The organism is Arthrobacter sp. P1_D4 (assembly GCF_056406115.1).
This window is the reverse complement of the sequence record NZ_JBFUAU010000017.1, coordinates 154,079-171,492: the sequence shown is the minus strand read 5'-3', so window position 1 is coordinate 171,492 and position 17,414 is coordinate 154,079. Positions and strand designations below refer to the sequence as shown.

Genomic DNA, 17,414 nt, shown 5'->3' with positions numbered 1-17,414 from the left:
AAACGCCCGGTCCCATCCCGAACCCGGAAGCTAAGACCCACAGCGCCGATGGTACTGCACCCGGGAGGGTGTGGGAGAGTAGGTCACCGCCGGAACACCATTAACGGTCGAGGACCCCCACCACCAGGTGGGGGTCCTCCCGCATTTAAACCCCCCTCCACAAAATCCGGCCCGGGGCCCGGGCCGGGGCCCGCAACACCTGCGGGAGCATCCCGCCGCACCCCGCCAAACGTGATGGAGCATCCCGCCGCACCCAGCCGAACGTGAGGGAGCGTCGCAGGATATGCCGCGAAACCTGAGGGAGCGTCGCGGGACTCCCAGCAAACCCGGAGCCGGCACGCAGGCCTTCCGGAACGAACTCTCAGTTGCACTCGTTAGAATTCGACGGGGCTGGATTCCCAAAGACCAGCCCATCGCTTCGTTCTAAGGACACCTCAATGCCCGAGCGCACTATCGTCATCACCGGAGCCAGCGACGGCATCGGCGCGTCCGCCGCGCGGACCTTCGCCCGGCAGGGGGAACGTGTGGTCGTCGTCGGGCGTTCCGCGCAAAAGACCGAGGCGATCGCGAACGAAATCGGCGCCGATTTCTTTGTCAGCGACTTCGCCGACCTTGCCCAGGTGCGGACCCTGGCCACGCAGCTGAAGGAAAAGTACCCGCGGATCGACGTCCTGGCTAACAACGCCGGCGGCATCATGGGGCCCCGTGAGCTCACCGTGGACGGCCACGAGAAAACGTTCCAGGTCAACCACCTGGCCCCGTTCCTGCTCACCACCGAGCTGATCGGGGTGCTCACCGCCAGCCAGGCCACCGTCATCAACACCTCAAGCGTCGCGAATTCGCTCTTCGCCAAGTTCGACATCGACGACCTCGACGCGGCCAAGAGCTACTCCACCAACCGCGCCTACGGCAACGCCAAACTCGCCAACATCCTCTTCACCACCGAACTGCACAACCGCTACAACACCGAGGGAATCTCGACGGCGGCGTTCCACCCCGGCGGCGTGGCCACCAACTTCGCGGCCGACTCCACCAGCCCCATGCGCCTGGCCTACAAGTCCTTCCTCAAGCGCTTCATGCTGACCCCTGACCAGGGCGCGGACACCCTCGTGTGGCTCGCCAACGCCACCCCGGGCCACGACTGGATCTCCGGCGCCTACTACGCCAAACGGACGCTCTCCAAGGCCAACAGGCAGGCCTACGATGCGGGCCTGGCGAAGGCGCTGTGGCAGCGCAGCGAGGCGATGGTGGCCCAGGACCTCGACAAGCTGGACCAGGGCTCGGATCACGGCGCTTGAGCCTGACCGGAAACAGCGAATTCGTGGGTTAGCATTTTCCTGCCCCTCGCCGATCCGCGGCTGAGGGCTTCTACCTGGGGGAGTGCTCTTAAACGTGCGCCTGAAAAAATTGCTTATCGCGTCCTTGGCGGGTACCGCCGTCGTCCTGAGCGCCACGGCCGTGCCGGCAACCGCCGCGCCGGCGCCGAAGTCGTACAAGAACTGCACGGAGCTGAACAAGGTCTACCCGCACGGCGTCGGCAAGAAGGGCGCCCGCGACAAGACCAGCGGAAAGCCTGTCACCACGTTCCGCGTCGACAACACCCTGTACAACCTCAACGACGGCGGTTTCCGCCAGTACGACCTCGACCGTGACAACGACGGCATCGCCTGCGAAAAGCGCTAGGGCCGGGAGCCCGCCGGGACTCTGACCCCTGGGGCAGGCCCGGACCATCCAACGAATTGCCACGAACGGCCGCTAAGCCATGATGCTTAGCGGCCGTTTGCGTCCAATGGCGGAGTGTGGCGGCGACAATGCGACCCGCCTGGACGGCCAGCGGCCGGCCTAACGTCAGCCAGCCCGCCCGACTACCGCGCGGCGTCGACCTTGTCCAGGGCGTTCAGGGCACTCTCCATGGTCCCGGCCAGGTGGCTGGCGGGGGCCGGCTTGGCGAACAGATAGCCCTGCAGGGAGTCGCAGCCGCGGTCCATCAGGTATTTGGCCTGCGCGGGCGTCTCGATGCCTTCCGCCGTGACTTTCAGGCCGAGGGCATGCGCCGCGCTGATCATGGTGGCGAAGAACGGGAGCTGTTCCTGGCCGGTCTTGATCATGGCCACGAAGGAGCGGTCGATCTTGACCATGTCCAGGGGCAGTTCCTGGAGCCGGCCGAGCGTGGAATACCCGGTGCCGAAGTCGTCCATGGCAATCCGGACACCGGCGCCGCGCAGCTGCCGCAGCTGGCCCAGCACGTCCGAGGAGGCGTCGAAGAACACGCTCTCCGTCAGCTCAAGCGTGAGCTGGCGCGGGTCAACGCCCGTGGACGCCGCAATCGCGAGCACGTCCGCTGCGAAGTCCCGGTGCTGGAACTGCAGGCCCGAGACGTTCACAGCGACGCTGTAGGCAGGATCGCCAGCCAGCCAGGGCCGGATCTCGGCGCAGGCGCGGCGCAGGACCTCGTCGCCGATCTCGCGTATCAGGCCGCTCTGCTCCGCCACGGGCAGGAACTGGTTCGGCGGCACCAGCCGGCCGTGCCGTTCCCACCGCGCGAACGCCTCGAACTGCACCACCGAACCGATGCCGGGCGAGACCACGGGCTGGTAGTGCACCGAGATCTGGCCCAGTTCGACGGCGCGCCGCAGCCCGGAATCGCCGTCGGCCTTGTGGGCCGCGGTGTTCAGCATCTCCGGCCGGAACCGCATCCAGTTGTTCTTCCCGGCAGCCTTCGCGGCGGTCATGGCGACGTCGGCCTGCCGCAGCAGTTCCGCGCCGTCCAGCGTCTGCCCCGACTTCGACGCCAGGCCCATGCTGACGCCGGGCCGGACCATGGAGCCGCCCACGCGCAGGGGGGCGTAGAGGGACTCGGCGATCCGCTTGGCCACCGCGTCCGCGTTGAGGCATTCGGTGAGCAGCACCGCGAACTCGTCTCCGCCGAGCCGGGCCACCGTGTCATGCGGGCGGACGCAGTTGCGCAGCCTGGATGCCACCTCCACCAGCAGTTCATCGGCCGCGGAGCGTCCCAGCACGTCATTGAGGTGCCTGAAGTCATCGAGGTTCAGCAGCAGGATGTCCACCGGATCCGGGCGGCGCAGGGCCGCGGCGAGCCGCTCGTTGAAGAGGGGGCCGTTGGGCAGCGCCGTCAAGGGGTCGCGGAGCGAGCCCGCCTTGAGTTCGTCGTCGTGCTCGGCAAACGCCGCAGGAGCGGCGGCCGCTGGACCTCCGGAAAGTGAAGCTCCCGCTGCACCAGAAGTACGACGGCGGCCAAAGTCGCCGCTGAGGGTGCGCCCGGCGCTGTCGGCGCCCGGGTTCCGGCCTGCGGCGCCGCGGATGGAGAGGGCCACGGACGTTCCGGCGTCGGCTGCTCCGGCCGGGGCGGGGACCAGCGAGCACGTGATTTCGACCGGGAGTTCCGTGCCGTCGGAGCGGCGGCCCGAGCCTGCGAACGGGGAGCCAGCGGACGGGGTGCCGGGGCTTGTGGCCTTGGCCAGCCCGGCCAGGACGCCGTGGAATTCCTCCCGCGAGGCCTCGGCCAGGAGCATGCTGTGGTCCGCGCCGAGGAGCTGCGCCCGGGGGTAGCCGAAGAGCCGTTCCGCGGCCGCATTGAGGAAGGAGATGGCTCCGTCCTGGGCGACCAGCAAAAGTGCATCCGGGCTGTACTCCAGCAGTTGTTGTGCGAAACCAGCTTCCACGATGTCTAACAGCCCCCCGGCGATGAATACGGATAGCGGGCACCTTGCGAAAAGCAGGGCGCACTGCGCTGACTGAATCATATGCGGTGCGGGCTTCCCGGGCGTGATGGCCATCATGCCGCAACCAAAGGTGTCGAACGCGCCGGCTGCGCAAGTGCACCCGGCCCGGCCTCGCTGACACGAGCCCTGCTACCCGGGCACCAGCCCTGCTACCCGGGCAGCGGCACGCCCTCGAGGTCAGCGATGGCCGCCCCCACCTGGGAGTCGCCGATCACGGCCTTGTAGTGGCCAACGAGTTCGGCGCCGAGCACGGACCACGTCCGGCCCTGGACCGAGGCGTGCGCGGCCGCGGCGAACGCTCGGCGCTTGGCGTCGTCGCCCATCAGGTCCATCACCCGGGCACGGAACCCGGCGAGGTCGCCGGGTTCGTACAGCCAGCCTGTCCGCGAGTTCTCCACGAGGTCCAGCGGGCCGCCGCGGCCCGTGGCCACCACCGGCACCCTGGACGCCATGGCCTCCTGGATGGTCTGGCAAAAGGTCTCGAACTCGCCGGGATGGACGAAGAGATCGAACGAGGCCACTGCCCGGGCGAGGTGGTCGCCGCCGAGGAAACCGGTGAAGACCGCCTGCGGCAGGGCAGCTTCCAGGGCGGGCCGCTGGGGCCCGTCGCCAATGATCACCAGCCGGGTCCCGGGAACATCCGCCAGCACCGCCAAATCCTCCACCTGCTTCTCGGCCGCCAGCCGGCCCACGTAGCCGATGATGCGCTCGCCGCCGGGCGCGACGGAAGCCCGCCAGCCGGCGTCGCGCTTCGCTGGGTTGAACCGCTGGGTGTCCACGCCGCGCCGCCACATGTCCACGCGCGGAATGCCGCGGCCGCGGAGCTGGTTGAGCGCGAAAGTCGAAGGAACCAGGGTGCGCGAGGCCAGCAGGTGGATCTGGTCCACCCGGTTCCAGGCCCAGTTCTCCAGGAAGTGGACGCCGTAACGCCCCGCATAGCCGGGCACCTCGGTCTGGTAAATGGCGACCGTGGGAATTCCGAGCTGGTGGGCGGCCTGCGCTGCCCGCCAGCCGAGCACGAACGGGGACGCGAGGTGCACGACGTCGGGCGCGTAGTCGGCAAGGATTCGCTTGACCCGATACACACCGCCCATCGCCACCCGCAGATTCGCGTAGCCGGCCAGCGGGAGCGAGGGGAGCCGGAGGACGCGGGCGCCATAGACCTCGTCCGGTGCATCCGTATCCTGCGTGGACGGCGCGATCACCAGCACCTCGTCCCCGCGCTCCTGCAGATGCTCCAGCACGCGCAGGATGGAGTGGGTGACCCCGTTCATGAGCGGCAGGAATGATTCGGCGACGATTGCGATCCTCACCCCTCCACGGTGCGGGCGGCGGGTTGCGGCGCGGCGGAGCAGGCGTGGCCGGGAGGGGAAGAGTGGGTTAACAGGCGGGCGAACTCAGGAGGGAACGCCACAGGGCGCGCAGAAAGGCGGGCGGTTGCCGGGAACTAGTCGGGCACCCTCAAGTGGGCGCAGTTCAGCGCGGCCATGCGTCCACGGCGCAAACCCCACCAAGCAGAGGTGCCGGATGGCATGACGAAAGTCGGGCTACAGCGGGTCGGGCCAGTTGCCGACCGGGAAGCGGGCACGGATGCCGGAAACCGGACCGCAACGCGCACGCTTATTGCCTTCCATCAGAAATACCTCCAGAGGCTACGGAACTTCAGAATACGCCCGTCGCCTCCTACCGTCCAGAGGGTCAATCGGCCTTGAGGACATCCGGAAGTTCGTCCACAAACACCGTCTGCGGCGGCTCAAAATAGATGACCAGTACCTGCTCGCCCACGGCGAAAACGCTGGTCTTATCGAAGGGGTGCGCGTGGAACGCACTGGTTCCGCCGCGGACCGGCAGCATGACCTCGCCGATGGTGCCCGGACCGATCCGTCCGGTGACCCGGCCGATCTTTCCGGTCAGGCTCCGGTCAACATCCTTATGCATCAGAACCCCAGCACATCAGAATCCCAGTACATCAGATCCTCCGGTTCCCCGCGCGCATTCCCGCCCCTACGCCTCAGGCGCCTTCGCAGGCCGTTTCCCGCCATCCCGGGTGTTTTTGAGCGCCGTGGAGAGCGCCGGGAGGTAGTCGCCCACCTGTGCCAAAATACCCCCGATCATCCGGTTGACCCCTTCGCCGCCGTTGAGGACGGTCATCTGGCCGACGTGCGCGAACGGTTCGGCCGCCGCCGCCACGATCGCCGGCATGTTCTCGGCGAGCTGCTGGGAGATGACGGCGTCCTGGTTGGTGCCCAGTGCTTCGGCGCGGGCCTTGATGCCCTCTGCCTCGGCCAGTGCCTTGGCCTTGATGGCGGAGGCGGCGGCATCGCCGCGGGCCTTCGTGGCGGCGGCCTCGGCCTCGCCGGTGACCTTGGTGGCCCCAGCCGCTGCTGCTGCCGCCGTCGCGTTCGCCTGCGCCTGCACCTCGGTCCGCCGGGCGTTGGCCTGGGCCTCGAGCTCGGTGCGCCGGGCCAGCGCCTCGGCCGCGCTGATGTCCGCCGATTTCTGGCCTTCCGCGTCGGTGCGCTTGGCGTACGCCCTCGCGTCGGCGGGCTTGCGGACGGTGGTCTGCAGTTTCTGTTCCTCCCGGTCGGCCTCGAGCTTGGCCACCTCGGTTTCCTGGACCACCACCTGCTGGCGGGCCGTCGCGTCGGCCAGCGGCCCGGCCTGGGCCGCGTTCGCCTTGGCGCGCTCGGCGTTGGCCTGCGCCTCGGACTGCCGGATCGCGGACAGGCTCCGGGCGTCGGCAATCAAGGCCTCGGCCTCCGCTTCCTTTTCCGCCGCCTCGCGGTTCCGGGTGGCCTCTGCGATGCGGGCCTCCATCTTGACCATGGCGATGTGCGGCTTGGCGATGTTCTGGATGTAGCCCGTGGGGTCCTGGAGGTCCTTGATCTGCAGCGAATCGACCACGAGCCCCAGCTTCTCCATTTCGACGCCGCTGGCGCTGCGGACCTGGGAGGCCAGCTTGTCGCGCTCGCGGATGATTTCCTCGACCGTCATGCTGCCGATGATCGAGCGCAGGTGGCCTTCAAAGACGTTGTATACCTGGCTTTCCATCTTGGGCTGCTGGCCCAGGAAGCGCCGCGCGGCGTTGGCAATGAACGGCGGGGCGTCGCCGATCTTGTAGATGACCACGCCGTCGACAATCACCTGGATGCCCTGGGAGGTGACGCAGGAGACCTTGAGTTCGGTTTCATTCAGCGTCAGGGACAGCGGCCGCACCGTCTGCAGGCCCGGCAGCACCAGGGCCCCCTTGCCCGTGACGATCTTGAAGTCCATCCCTTCACGGGTTTCCAGCGTGCCGCGCGTCAGCCCGGAGATGATGAGGGCCTCGTTCGGTTCCGCCACCTTCCACATCAGTTTTGTTGCCACCCAGATGACGCCGACGACGGCGACCGCCCCCAGGATGATCGAAATGAGCGGATACAAAAATGACAAGTCCGGCATAACCAGGTCCTTTCACGGCGGTGGAAAAAGGTATTAAGCAAAGCCCCAAACGATGCTGCTGGTAGTCCCCGGCCGGCCTGGAGGCAGAAATTCCCACCCCGCCCAGCCAGCTGTTGTACACAGTCTGTGGTGCTTCCGGCCGGGAAGTCCAGCAATTCGACGGTGTCCGGGCATATGCCCAAGTCCCGCCGGTGCCTAAAGCCCCTGTTGGGAGTCTTCGCCGCCGTGCCAGCGTGGGAGAGCGTGCGGGCGTGGAAGGGCGGACGAGCGTGCCTGCAGGGACGAGCGGGAAGGGCGGACGCCAGGGGTGCCGGACCCGTGAAGGGGTGATGGGTGATGCGCGGCTCTCCTCTCGGGATGACACGGACGGCCGGGATCGCGTGGGACATCTGGCGGGCCGGTCGGGCGAGCCAGGATGAGATCGACCGCCGGCAACGCGACCGGCTCGCCGCGCTGGTTGAGTGCGCACGGTCCTCCTCGCCCTTCTACCGCAGGCTGTACCGGGACGTCCCGGACATGGTCGCGGACAGGGTTTCGGACACCGGCACGGACCGGGCCACGGAGCTGGGCAGGTATTTAGGGGAGCTGCCTCCGGTGGGCAAGCGCGAGCTCATGGAGAACTTCGATGACTGGGTGACCGATCCCCACATCACGCTCGCCGGGCTGAAGCACGACCTGCTCGATGACCCGTCGCGGATCGGCGGCCTCTACCGCGGACAGTACCTCGTGGTGACGACGTCGGGATCCACCGGTGAACCCGCGGTCCTGGTCCATGACCGGGCCTCGCAGCTGGTGGCCAGTCTCCTGGGCCCGATCCGCGAACGGCGGACCCTGATGGCGGCCAAGGAGGCGCGGGCTTTCCTGCACCGGGGGCTGCGGGCCGCGGCGCTGATCGCGGACGGGGACCACTTTGCCGGCGTCGTGCTGACCGAATCCGCGCGGCGGCACAGCCCCCGCATCGCCCGCCGCGTGCGCGTATTCTCCGTGCTCCGGCCGCTCCCGGACCTCGTGGCGGACCTCAACGACTTCCAGCCGACCGTGCTTTACGGGTATCCGAGCGCCATGGCGCAACTGGCCGTCGAACAGAAGGCGGGACGGCTACGGATTCATCCGCTCCTGGCGGTCGCGTCCGGGGAGAGCCTGGCAGCCCACGCCGCGGCCGGGATCGAGGCGGCCCTCGGCTGCCGGGTCACTGAGCGATACCTTGCCTCGGAGGCGCTCGCCCTGACCAGCCGCTGCCGCCAGGGGCTGCTGCACGTCAACGCGGACTGGAACATCGTGGAGCCGGTGGACGACGCCTTCCTGCCCGTCCCGCCCGGCGAACTCTCCCACACGGTGCTGGTCACCAACCTGGCCAACCGGGTCCAGCCGCTCATCCGGTACAACCTGGGCGACCGGGTGCAGCTGGCTGCCGGCCCGTGCGCCTGTGGCAGCCCGTCTCCCACGCTGCGGGTCGAGGGCCGCAGCGGCGGCGTGCTGAGCTTCGCTGCCGCCGACGGGGCAATTTCGGACGGGGCAGTGCCGGCCGGCAAAGTGGTCACCGTGTTGCCGTTGGCGCTGGGCACGGTGATCGAGGAGACCGCCGGCGTCCGCCGGTTCCAGGCGATCCGCACCGGGCCGCGCTCGCTCACCGTGCGGCTCGAGCTCTGGCCGGATGCCGCGACGACGGCCGTGCGGACGGCAGTGGGGGAGCGCCTGGGTGCGTTCTTCGCGGCCCAGGGCGCCGCCGGCGTCGACGTCCGCTTTAGCGATGAGCCGCCCCGGCCGGACCGCCGCGGCAAGTTCCGCGAGGTGTGGTCCGCCTGAGCCGGCTGCTGCTGTCGCGGCTGTTAGGGCTGTTAGTGCTGTTCCAGGATCCGCCGGGCGTCCTGCTGGGCCTGGAGCTGCTGCGGGGTCACGGACTGTCCGGTCAGGAACCCGGCGGCGGCCATGATCCGGCGCAGCTCCGCGACGCTGCGCGGCGTCCGTACCCCGTGGTGCGCCATGGCGTGGCAGTTGGCGCAGAGCGGGACGAGGTCTGTGATGGGGTCAAGTTCATACCCGCTGCCCAGCTGTGACACCGGGACCAGATGGTGGACCGGGATGAAGTCCTTGCCGATCTCGCCGTAGGCGATTTCAAACGAGAATCCGCACGCGGCGCAGCTGGTCCCGTGGTGGGCGACGCAGACCCGCCGGGCGTCCGGACTGTGTTCGTACTTGTTCACCTCGACCCGAGTGACCGCCGCCGCCGGGACGGTGCCGGGCACGGGCTGGGTGGGGTCAGCCGGCAACGGTCCAAACTCACCCCAGAGGCCGCGGAGCAGGGGCTCGACGGCGGGCTCGACGGCCAGCGCGGGGCCGTGAAGGGCTTCCCAGTCGATGCCGGGCACGGCCTCGGCGAGGACCCCGGTCGGGACCTGGTCGCCGGCGGGCAGAAGGGCGTCGAAGTCCACCTGGAGGTAGAGCGGGGATGCGCCGGGCTGTGCGCCGACCCGGGCGGCGGCCCGCGCGGGGGCGCTCGCGGAGTCCCGTGCCTGGGCGCGGAGAGCCGGCCGTTCCGAGACGATAACGCCGTGGCCGATCAAGCCGCGTCCGTGGCGGCCCTGGAGCACCAGCCACGCGTCCGTGCCGGCGGCGCTGCCGGCGTCGCTGTCGAGAGACGTCCCGACGTCCCAGCTGGCCAGGTGCCGGCCTGTTTCGGCGACCTCTTCCAGCACGGCCGGGTAGGTCCAATCGTTCCATTCGTCGGGGTTCCAGACGAGGATGATTGCTGTCATCTGCCCATTGTCGCAGTGCCCGGACTGCCTGCGGCATTGTTGAGCGGCCCGGTCGGCCCGGTCATGCACGTGGCGTTGAGGGTGTCCTCCGCGATGGACTCCATCTGGTGCAGAATGTGGGTGTCCCCGCGTGGGAGCGGTTCCGGCGGGTAGGCCACGGCCATGGTGAGCTGCCGGGTTCCGTCCGCGCTGGTCATGGTGATGGTGCCGTAGCCGGGCACGTCGCCGGGATGGCCGTAGTAGAAGTCGTTGGTGCACAAATCGTTCCAGCGGACCACGCCGAGTCCGTACCTGGCGTAGAGCGGGCTCTCCATTTGCGTGATCGTGGCCGGCTTGAGCAGCTTGTTCTGCAGCAGCGCCCGGTAGAACGTATTCACGTCCGCCACGGAGGACACCATGCCGCCGGCGGCGTTGTCGATCTGGGCGGCCGGATAGGTGACGTCCAGTTGTTTGCGGTCCAGCGCGATGTAGCCGTGGACCATGGACGACGGCGCCGGCCCGGCCGCCGTCATCAAGGTCTCGCTCAGGCCCAGCGGCTCGATGATGTCGGTGCTGATCACCTCGCCGATCCGCCGGCCGCTGAGGCGCTCGACGATCAGCGCCAGGGCAATGTAATTCGAGTTGGAGTATTCAAATCCCTGGGCCAGCTTCGCCTGCCAGGAGATCCGCCCCGCCATGGCCAGCAGATCCGCCAGGCTCACCTTGGTGGTCAGGGCTTCGCGCACCGTGGCCGGATCGAACAACGGCCCGTCCACCGACGGCATGCCGGAGCGGTGCTGCAGCAGCTGGCGGACGGTGACCGGTCCCGGCGGGTGCATCACCTTGTTGAACTCCGGCAGGTAGGTGCTGACCGGCGCATCCAGTTCCAGCCGGCCCTCCTCGGCCAGTTTGAGCACGCAGACGGCCACCATGGACTTGGTGACCCCGCCGATGTGCACAGGGTCCGTTATCTCGGCCCGGGACGGGCTGTTCAGGTTTCGGACCCCGTAGGCCGCGGACCACTCGTCCCCGCCCACACGGACCTGGATGAGGACGGCCGGGGCGCCGTCGTCGAGCAATCTCCTGCCGAACTGTTCGAGCACGGCCCGGTAGCCGGAATCGGGCGACACCGGCGCCGGCGGTTTCGGCCCGGGGACGCAGCCGCCGAGGGCGGCCGTAAGCACGACGGCGAGGATTGCGGCCGTGAGCCGGCGGGATTTTGCGCGGATCCAGACCATCGGCATGAGGGTCCTTCTTGCAGGTCGGGAGTGCAGTCAGGGCAGGAGAATGCCCCCAGCCAGGCACAGTCCTAATGCTTGTGATGGTCCTCAGGCAGACATCAGTCGACCAGAGCCATAAGTCACGGGTATGGATTCGACGTTGCTTGCGACATTCCGAGATCGCGGGCAACCGGCGCAGCGGGCTCAAAGCCTTCGACCATCTGTATAGTCCCGGCCCGGCACTGGAGCTATTCGCCCCGTCTTGGTAGCTTCGACGCATGGCCATCAAACTTGAAAACGTCGGTATTGCGGTTCGTGACCTCGAAGCTACAATCGCCTTTTTCACCGATCTCGGTCTCACGGTCGTCGGCCGTGACACGGTCAGCGGCGAGTGGACCGACACTGCCGTCGGACTTGATGGCAACCACGCCAAGATTGCGATGCTCCAGACCCCGGACGGTCATGGCCGACTTGAGCTCTTCGAGTACATCCACCCTCAAGCGATCGAGTCGAACCCAACCCGTCCCAACGACATCGGAATGCACCGCGTGGCCTTCTCGGTTGACGACATCGACAAGGCCCTTGAGATAGCTGCGAAGCACGGATGCCGCCCGCTCCGTGGTGTGGCGACCTACGGTGACGACTACAAACTCACGTATCTCCGCGGCCCCAGCGGAATCCTCGTAATGCTCGCCCAGAAACTGAAGAAAGACTGACACCAGGATCGGCCCGATTAGCCTGTGAATCGCGGCCATGCGATCGAGCTGATTGACGGCCCATCCGGGTCAGTATTCGCCAGAGTCAAACCGGCTGCTCACAGTTCTCTGCGCAAGGCGGGGGTCGCCCGATGATGGATGGCGAGCAGGGGCGTGATGGGACATGATCAGAAGATGCGCCGATCCGGAAGGACTGCATTCTGGGCGGTCCCGCCGGCCCTGCGTGGCTACAGGATCGAGTGGCTTCGCCACGACGTGGTGGCCGGCGCCGCGCTCTTCGCGATCTTGGTCCCCGCTGGCATGGCGTACGCCCAGGCCGCCGGCCTTCCACCGGTGACCGGCCTGTACGCGACGGTAGTGCCCCTGCTTGTCTACGCGGCAGTCGGGCCATCGCGTGTGCTGGTGCTGGGCCCGGATTCCGCGCTCGCTCCGATGATCGTGGCAGCCTTGATTCCCTTGGCCGCGGATAACGAGCAGAAATCCGTGGCCCTGGCCGGTCTCCTCGCCATACTGATTGGCGGCATCTTGCTGCTCGGCTCAGTGCTGAGGTTGGGAATCGTCACTGGACTGCTGTCGAAGCCCATCCGGCTCGGCTATCTCAACGGCATCGCCTTGCTGGTGGCCGTGTCCCAGCTTCCCACCCTCCTGGGGATCTCCGTGGAAGGCGGTACACCCTGGGAAAAACTCATAGCCGCCGCGCCGAAGGTGCTTGCCGGCGAGACCAATTTGACGGCACTACTGCTCGGCTTGGTCTCGCTGGCGCTTATCTGGGTTCCCCGCCGGCTGAAATGGAAGGTTCCGGGCGTGCTCATTGCGGTGGTAGTGTCCTGCCTCGCCGTGGCCGTGCTGGGACTCGAAGAGCGTTTGACGGTCACAGGTGCCCTCCCGCAGGGGCTCCCTGCACCGGCCCTGGGCGGAATTGGCTGGGCCGACGTCCTGACACTGCTGCCCGCTGCCGCCGCAATCGCCCTCATCGTCTTCGTTGATACCGGAACCCTGGCCCAATCCCTGGCGGCCGCAGAGGGCGGCAGGGTATCCGGCAACCACGAAATGGCAGCCTTGGGCGCGGCGAACGCTGCCACCGGGCTGCTCGGTGGCTTCCCGGTGTCGGCCAGCACGTCCCGCACGCCGGTGGCAGTCGAGTCCGGGGCGAAATCCCAGCTCACGGGGGCCGTAGGCGCCGTCCTGGTGCTCGGCTTCATGCTCGTGGCGCCCGGCGTCACCGAGTTCCTGCCGGCCACAACCCTTGCCGCCATTGTCATCGCCGCCGCCGCCGCAATAGCCGACCCGGCCGGTGTGCGACGGCTCATCGGCATGAGCCGCAGTGAATCGTTGGTGATGCTCGCGGCCTTCCTGGGGGTGACCATACTGGGCGTCCTCCCGGGCATCGCCGTTGCCATCGGCTTGGCAATTCTGGACTTCCTACGGCAGGCCTGGGACCCCTACCGTGCTGAACTGGTGGACGTGCCCGGGGTACCGGGATACCACGACGTGAGCCGTCATCCGGAAGGGGAACGCATCCCCGGCCTGTTGATCCTGCGCTTCGACGCACCGCTGTTCTTCGGCAACGGCGCCTTGCTGGGGTCCTTCGTGCGCAACGAACTGGACCAGGCGGGGGACGGCATAGAACGCGTGGTGCTGGCGGCAGAACCAGTGACGGGAATCGACACGACTGCACTGGACGAGTTGGTGCAGCTTGACGAATGGCTGGACCGGCACGGCGTGGACCTGGTGTTCGCCGAGCTCAAAGACCCGGTCAAAGACAGATTGTTGCAGTACGGCATGGGCGCCCGCTTCTCTCCCGAACATTTCTACCCAACTGTGAGCGAAGCAGTGAGGGCGTTCCAACGGGAGAAAAGGGACGGGTAGGGAGCGGTTGTCCCCGGTCATCAACCAGTTCAGTCACGGGCTCAGCCGACGGCGCGTGCGCCTAGAGGCGCACGCGCCACCACAGGGTGGTCGCGGTGCAGGTTTCCGAGGGCTGAGGCGCCCTGCGGCGACCCCAGTTCCTCGAAGAACTCCACGTTGGCGCGCACGTAGTCGGCCCACTCGTCCGGGACATCGTCCGAGTAGTAGATCGCCTCGACCGGGCAGACGGGATCGCAGGCGCCGCAGTCCACGCATTCGGACGGGTGGATGTAGAGCGAGCGTTCACCCTCATAGATGCAGTCCACCGGGCATTCGTCGATGCAGGCCTTGTCCTTGACATCCACACAGGGCTGGGCGATCACGTACGTCATGGCTGGCTACACACCTGTGTAGACGGTCTTGCCCCACGTGAAGAAGTCCAGCGCGGACTTCCCCTGTTCGCGGAACGTGTTGGTGGAGGAGTCCTTGACGCCGCCGAACGGCACGTTCAGGTCCAGGCCCGCCGTCGGACGGTTGACCTTGATGACCCCGGCCTGGGCGCGGGCGGCGAAGTCCGTGGAGAGCGCCAGGGAGTCGGTGCAGATGCCGGCGGTCAGGCCGTAGCGGGAGTCGTTGATCGCGGCGAGCCCGGCCTCGTAGTCCGGGACCTCGAGGACAGCCACGACGGGTCCGAAGATCTCTTCGGTCACGGCGGCGTCGTCGAAGGGCAGGTCCGTGAGGATGGCGGCCGGGAAGAGGAAGCCGTTGTCCGTGCCGCCGTCGTACTCGCCGTGCAGCAGCGTGGCGCCGCGTTCGACGGCGGTGCGCACGGCGGCCTGGTTCTGTTCGAACTGCTGGCTGCTCACCACGGCGCCCATCTTTGCGGCTTCGAGGCCGTCGCCGGCGGTGTACTGCGCGGCTTCCTCGGTGAGGGCCGCCAGGAATTCCTCGCGGATGCCAAGCGTGACGTAGACGCGGGACGTGGCGGTGCAGGCCTGGCCGGTGAGGCCGAACGCGCCGGCCGCCACCACCTGGGCAGCCTTGCGGGGATCGGCGTCGTCCAGGACCAGCACGCCGTTCTTGCCGCCCATTTCCAGCTGGACCCGGGCGCGGCGGGCGTTGAGGATCTCCTGCAACCCGAGCCCGACGTTGGTGGAGCCGGTGAAGGACAACCCGGCGATGCGGGGATCGCGGGCCAGGGCGTCGCCCACCACGCGGCCCTTGCCGTGGACCACGTTGAACACGCCGGCGGGCAGCCCGGCGTCCTGCAGGGCGCGGGCCAGGTGCGTGGCGGAGAGCGGCGTGAGCTCGGCCGGCTTGATGACCACGGCGTTGCCGCTGATCAGCGCCGGCGCGGACTTCCAGGCCGGGATGGCGATGGGGAAGTTCCACGGCGTGATGAGCCCGACGACGCCGAGAGCCTCGCGGCGGGTGGTGATGGTGGTGTCCGGCAGGCCGCTGGGCAGCACCTCGCCGGTGGCGGCCCAGCCGAGGGACCCGAAGAAGCGCAGCACGTCGGAGGCGCGCTTGACCTCGCCCTTGGCCTCGGCGAGGGTCTTTCCCTCTTCACGGACAAGGTCCTCGGCGATGGCGGCCTGGCGCTCCAGGAGCAGGTTGCCGGCGGCCATCAGGATGGCGCCGCGGGACGGGGCGGGCAGTGCTGCCCAGGCCGGCTGCGCGGCGGCGGCGGCGGTGATGGCGGCGTCGACGTCGGCTGCGGTGCCGCTGGGGGAGAGGGCGGCGAGTTCGCCCGGGCGGGCCGGGTTCATCCGCTCGGTGTCCGCCCCGCCGAGCCATTCGCCGTTGATCAGGTGCCGGGCGGTGAGGAGGTCCCGGGCTGTTGCGGTTGAGGTGTCTGTGTCGGTGGAAGTCATAGTGGTCCTTCGTGAGAGTCGGAGCAGGGTGTGTGCTGGGTGTTCAGCGCCTGTGGCTAGAGCCCGCGGATCAGGCCGCCGTCGCAGCGCAGTGCCACGCCGGTGATGTAGGAGGCCGGCGCGCTGCAGAGGAACGCCGCGGCGGCGCCGAATTCCTCGGGTTCGCCGTAGCGCCGGGCGGGGATGGTCTTGCGGGATTCGAGCTGGATTTCCTCGGGCGTGGTGCCGCGCCGTTTGGCGGCGGCCTGGTCCAGTTCCGCGACCCGGTCCGTGGCGATGCGTCCGGGAAGGAGCATGTTGACCGTGACGGCGTCCAGCGCCACCTCGGCGGCGAGGGTCTTGAGATAGCCGGCCAGTGCCGCGCGGCCGGTGTTGGACACGGCCAGGTTCGGCAGCGGTGCCACGACGCCGCTCGAGCCGACGGCCAGGATCCGGCCCCAGCGCCGTTCCCGCATGCCCGGCAGGATGTGCGAGACCAGGGCGTGGTGCGGTTTGACGAGTTGTTCGAACGCCGCGGCGATGTCGTCCGCGCCGAGCGTGGCGGCCGCGCCGGGCTTCGGCCCGGGACCGTTGAGGACCAGGATGTCGATGGGCCCGAGTTCCGCGACTGCCTGTTCGACGGCGGCGGCCACGCCCTCGGCGGTGCTGAGGTCCGCTTCGATGGCGACGGCGCCCGGTCCGTAGGCGTCCGTCAGTTCGGCCACGATCTCCTTGGCGCGGACTTCGCGCCGGCCGGTGATGGCCACCCGGACGCCTTCGGCGGCGAGGGCCCGGGCGATGGCGAGGCCCAGGCCGCCGGTCGAGGCGGCCACAAAGGCGGTCTTTCCGCTGATTCCGAAATCCATCAGTTCCTCCCCGCCGTGGTCAGCACTGCGGCCGGGTTCGGGCCGAGGGCCTTTGCGGCCTCGGCCAGGTGCGTGCGCAGCCCGGTCCGGAGCGCCTCCGGGAACGGCGCGGCCGGTGCCCGGACGCCGGCGTCGGCAATGAGTCCGCGCTGGTGCAGGCATTCCTTGCGGATGGCCAGCGCGATTTTCGCCTGCTGCTCGAAGTTGATCAGCGGCAGGTATGGCAGCAGGGCATCGCGGGCGGCCCCGTAGCCGTCTTTCTGCCAGGCCCGCACGCAGGCGATGAGCGCTTCCGGGTAGGAGAAACCGGTCATCGCCCCCGCGGCGCCAGCCATGAGCTCATCCAGCAGCCCCTGGCCGCCGAGGCCGCCGAAGACAGAGACGTCGAGGGCCGCGGTGAGGTGCCCGATCGCCACGGACGTGGGCGGGGCCTCGGCCTTGACCGCGGTGACGAAGCCGCAGGCCTGCACCACGGAAATGAGCGCCTCGGTGCTGATGTGGACGCCGCTGGCCAGCGGGTAGTCCTGCAACACGACGTTGGCGCCGGTGGACTGGTGGATGGCGTTCAGGTGCGCGATGACCACCCCGGGGCTGGCCGAGTTGGCCTGGACCATGACGGCCGACAGCCTGTCCCCGGTGGCGGCCTGGATGGAACGGATTTCATCGACGGCCGTGCCGGTGAAGAGGGAAGTCACCCCCACCACGAGGGGCAGGCGCGTTTCCTCCACGACCACTTCCAGGACCAGGCTGCGCTCGGCCGCCGTCAGGGCCGCGGCCTCGCCGAACACGCCCAGGACCGTGAGTCCCGTGGCGCCGATCGACTCGTAGTAGCTCACGAGCCCGGCCAGGCTGTCCGTGTCGACATCCAGGGTGCTGCCCTGGAACGGTGTGGCGACGACGCCCCACACGCCGGGTGTCAGTGACTCCCGCATTGGTTTCTCCTTCTAAGCTCTTGTTGTTCTTCGAGCGGCTGAATCTTCGGGCCGTGGAAC

The 17,414-nt window shown here is 68.4% G+C and carries 15 protein-coding genes and 1 rRNA gene; 6 read left to right on the top strand and 10 right to left on the bottom strand.

The annotated features are described in order from the left end of the window. The 3 genes from rrf to AC1D0A_RS17445 form a co-directional block, all read left to right on the top strand. Positions 1-95 (top strand): 5S ribosomal RNA (gene rrf / locus AC1D0A_RS17455); the annotation flags it as partial. Positions 96-437: 342 nt separating this feature from the next. Beyond that, complete coding sequence (locus AC1D0A_RS17450) at positions 438-1,298, top strand: SDR family NAD(P)-dependent oxidoreductase (RefSeq protein WP_476946393.1); 861 nt, start codon at positions 438-440, stop codon at positions 1,296-1,298. 94 nt (positions 1,299-1,392) lie between these two features. After that, positions 1,393-1,683: an excalibur calcium-binding domain-containing protein gene (locus AC1D0A_RS17445; RefSeq protein WP_476942812.1), complete on the top strand. Its 291-nt coding sequence runs from the start codon at positions 1,393-1,395 to the stop codon at positions 1,681-1,683. A 182-nt stretch (positions 1,684-1,865) separates the two neighbouring features. On the opposite strand, the gene AC1D0A_RS17440 is transcribed toward AC1D0A_RS17445, so the two are convergent. The 4 genes from AC1D0A_RS17440 to AC1D0A_RS17425 all read right to left on the bottom strand — a co-directional run bounded on the left by AC1D0A_RS17440 (position 1,866) and on the right by AC1D0A_RS17425 (position 7,184). After that, on the bottom strand, positions 1,866-3,683 hold the full coding sequence (locus AC1D0A_RS17440) for a putative bifunctional diguanylate cyclase/phosphodiesterase (RefSeq protein ID WP_476946392.1): 1,818 nt from the start codon (positions 3,681-3,683) through the stop codon (positions 1,866-1,868). A 209-nt stretch (positions 3,684-3,892) separates the two neighbouring features. Further along, positions 3,893-5,056, bottom strand: a complete 1,164-nt coding sequence (locus AC1D0A_RS17435) for a glycosyltransferase family 4 protein (protein WP_476946391.1) — start codon at positions 5,054-5,056, stop codon at positions 3,893-3,895. 385 nt (positions 5,057-5,441) lie between these two features. Continuing rightward, positions 5,442-5,681 carry a hypothetical protein gene (locus AC1D0A_RS17430; RefSeq protein WP_143264731.1) on the bottom strand — a complete coding sequence of 80 codons (240 nt, stop codon included), beginning with the start codon at positions 5,679-5,681 and terminating at the stop codon, positions 5,442-5,444. A 66-nt stretch (positions 5,682-5,747) separates the two neighbouring features. Next, positions 5,748-7,184 carry a flotillin family protein gene (locus tag AC1D0A_RS17425; protein WP_079553343.1) on the bottom strand — a complete coding sequence of 479 codons (1,437 nt, stop codon included), beginning with the start codon at positions 7,182-7,184 and terminating at the stop codon, positions 5,748-5,750. A 357-nt stretch (positions 7,185-7,541) separates the two neighbouring features. Between AC1D0A_RS17425 and AC1D0A_RS17420 the strand changes: the two genes are divergently transcribed. Continuing rightward, the gene (locus AC1D0A_RS17420; RefSeq protein WP_476946390.1) at positions 7,542-8,990 is read left to right on the top strand and encodes a phenylacetate--CoA ligase family protein; all 1,449 of its coding nucleotides are present in this window, start codon (positions 7,542-7,544) and stop codon (positions 8,988-8,990) included. Between the two features lie 32 nt (positions 8,991-9,022). Here AC1D0A_RS17420 and AC1D0A_RS17415 read toward each other — a convergent pair whose 3' ends face one another. Both AC1D0A_RS17415 and AC1D0A_RS17410 read right to left on the bottom strand, forming a co-directional pair. Beyond that, positions 9,023-9,940: an HNH endonuclease gene (locus AC1D0A_RS17415; RefSeq protein ID WP_476946389.1), complete on the bottom strand. Its 918-nt coding sequence runs from the start codon at positions 9,938-9,940 to the stop codon at positions 9,023-9,025. After that, on the bottom strand, positions 9,937-11,163 hold the full coding sequence (locus tag AC1D0A_RS17410) for a serine hydrolase domain-containing protein (RefSeq protein ID WP_028277291.1): 1,227 nt from the start codon (positions 11,161-11,163) through the stop codon (positions 9,937-9,939). Before AC1D0A_RS17410 ends, AC1D0A_RS17415 begins: the two co-directional genes overlap by 4 nt. Before the next feature lie 254 nt (positions 11,164-11,417). Here AC1D0A_RS17410 and AC1D0A_RS17405 point away from each other — a divergent pair, with 254 nt between their 5' ends. Next, positions 11,418-11,855, top strand: a complete 438-nt coding sequence (locus AC1D0A_RS17405; RefSeq protein WP_476943936.1) for a VOC family protein — start codon at positions 11,418-11,420, stop codon at positions 11,853-11,855. 174 nt (positions 11,856-12,029) lie between these two features. After that, a complete protein-coding gene (locus tag AC1D0A_RS17400) occupies positions 12,030-13,724 on the top strand; it encodes a SulP family inorganic anion transporter (protein WP_476946388.1) in 1,695 nt (564 codons plus the stop codon). 41 nt (positions 13,725-13,765) lie between these two features. Here the strand turns inward: AC1D0A_RS17400 and fdxA are convergent, their stop codons facing one another. The 4 genes from fdxA to AC1D0A_RS17380 are packed head-to-tail and all read right to left on the bottom strand — an operon-like array spanning position 13,766 to position 17,354. After that, the gene (gene fdxA, locus AC1D0A_RS17395) at positions 13,766-14,095 is read right to left on the bottom strand and encodes a ferredoxin (RefSeq protein ID WP_028277294.1); all 330 of its coding nucleotides are present in this window, start codon (positions 14,093-14,095) and stop codon (positions 13,766-13,768) included. Positions 14,096-14,101: 6 nt separating this feature from the next. Next, complete coding sequence (locus tag AC1D0A_RS17390; RefSeq protein WP_476946387.1) at positions 14,102-15,577, bottom strand: aldehyde dehydrogenase family protein; 1,476 nt, start codon at positions 15,575-15,577, stop codon at positions 14,102-14,104. Between the two features lie 56 nt (positions 15,578-15,633). Next, positions 15,634-16,422, bottom strand: a complete 789-nt coding sequence (locus tag AC1D0A_RS17385; RefSeq protein ID WP_476946386.1) for an SDR family oxidoreductase — start codon at positions 16,420-16,422, stop codon at positions 15,634-15,636. Beyond that, positions 16,422-17,354, bottom strand: coding sequence for a dihydrodipicolinate synthase family protein (locus AC1D0A_RS17380; RefSeq protein ID WP_476946385.1), 933 nt, complete (start codon positions 17,352-17,354; stop codon positions 16,422-16,424). The genes AC1D0A_RS17385 and AC1D0A_RS17380 overlap by 1 nt, the downstream gene beginning before the upstream one ends. Between the last annotated feature and the right edge of the window lie 60 nt (positions 17,355-17,414).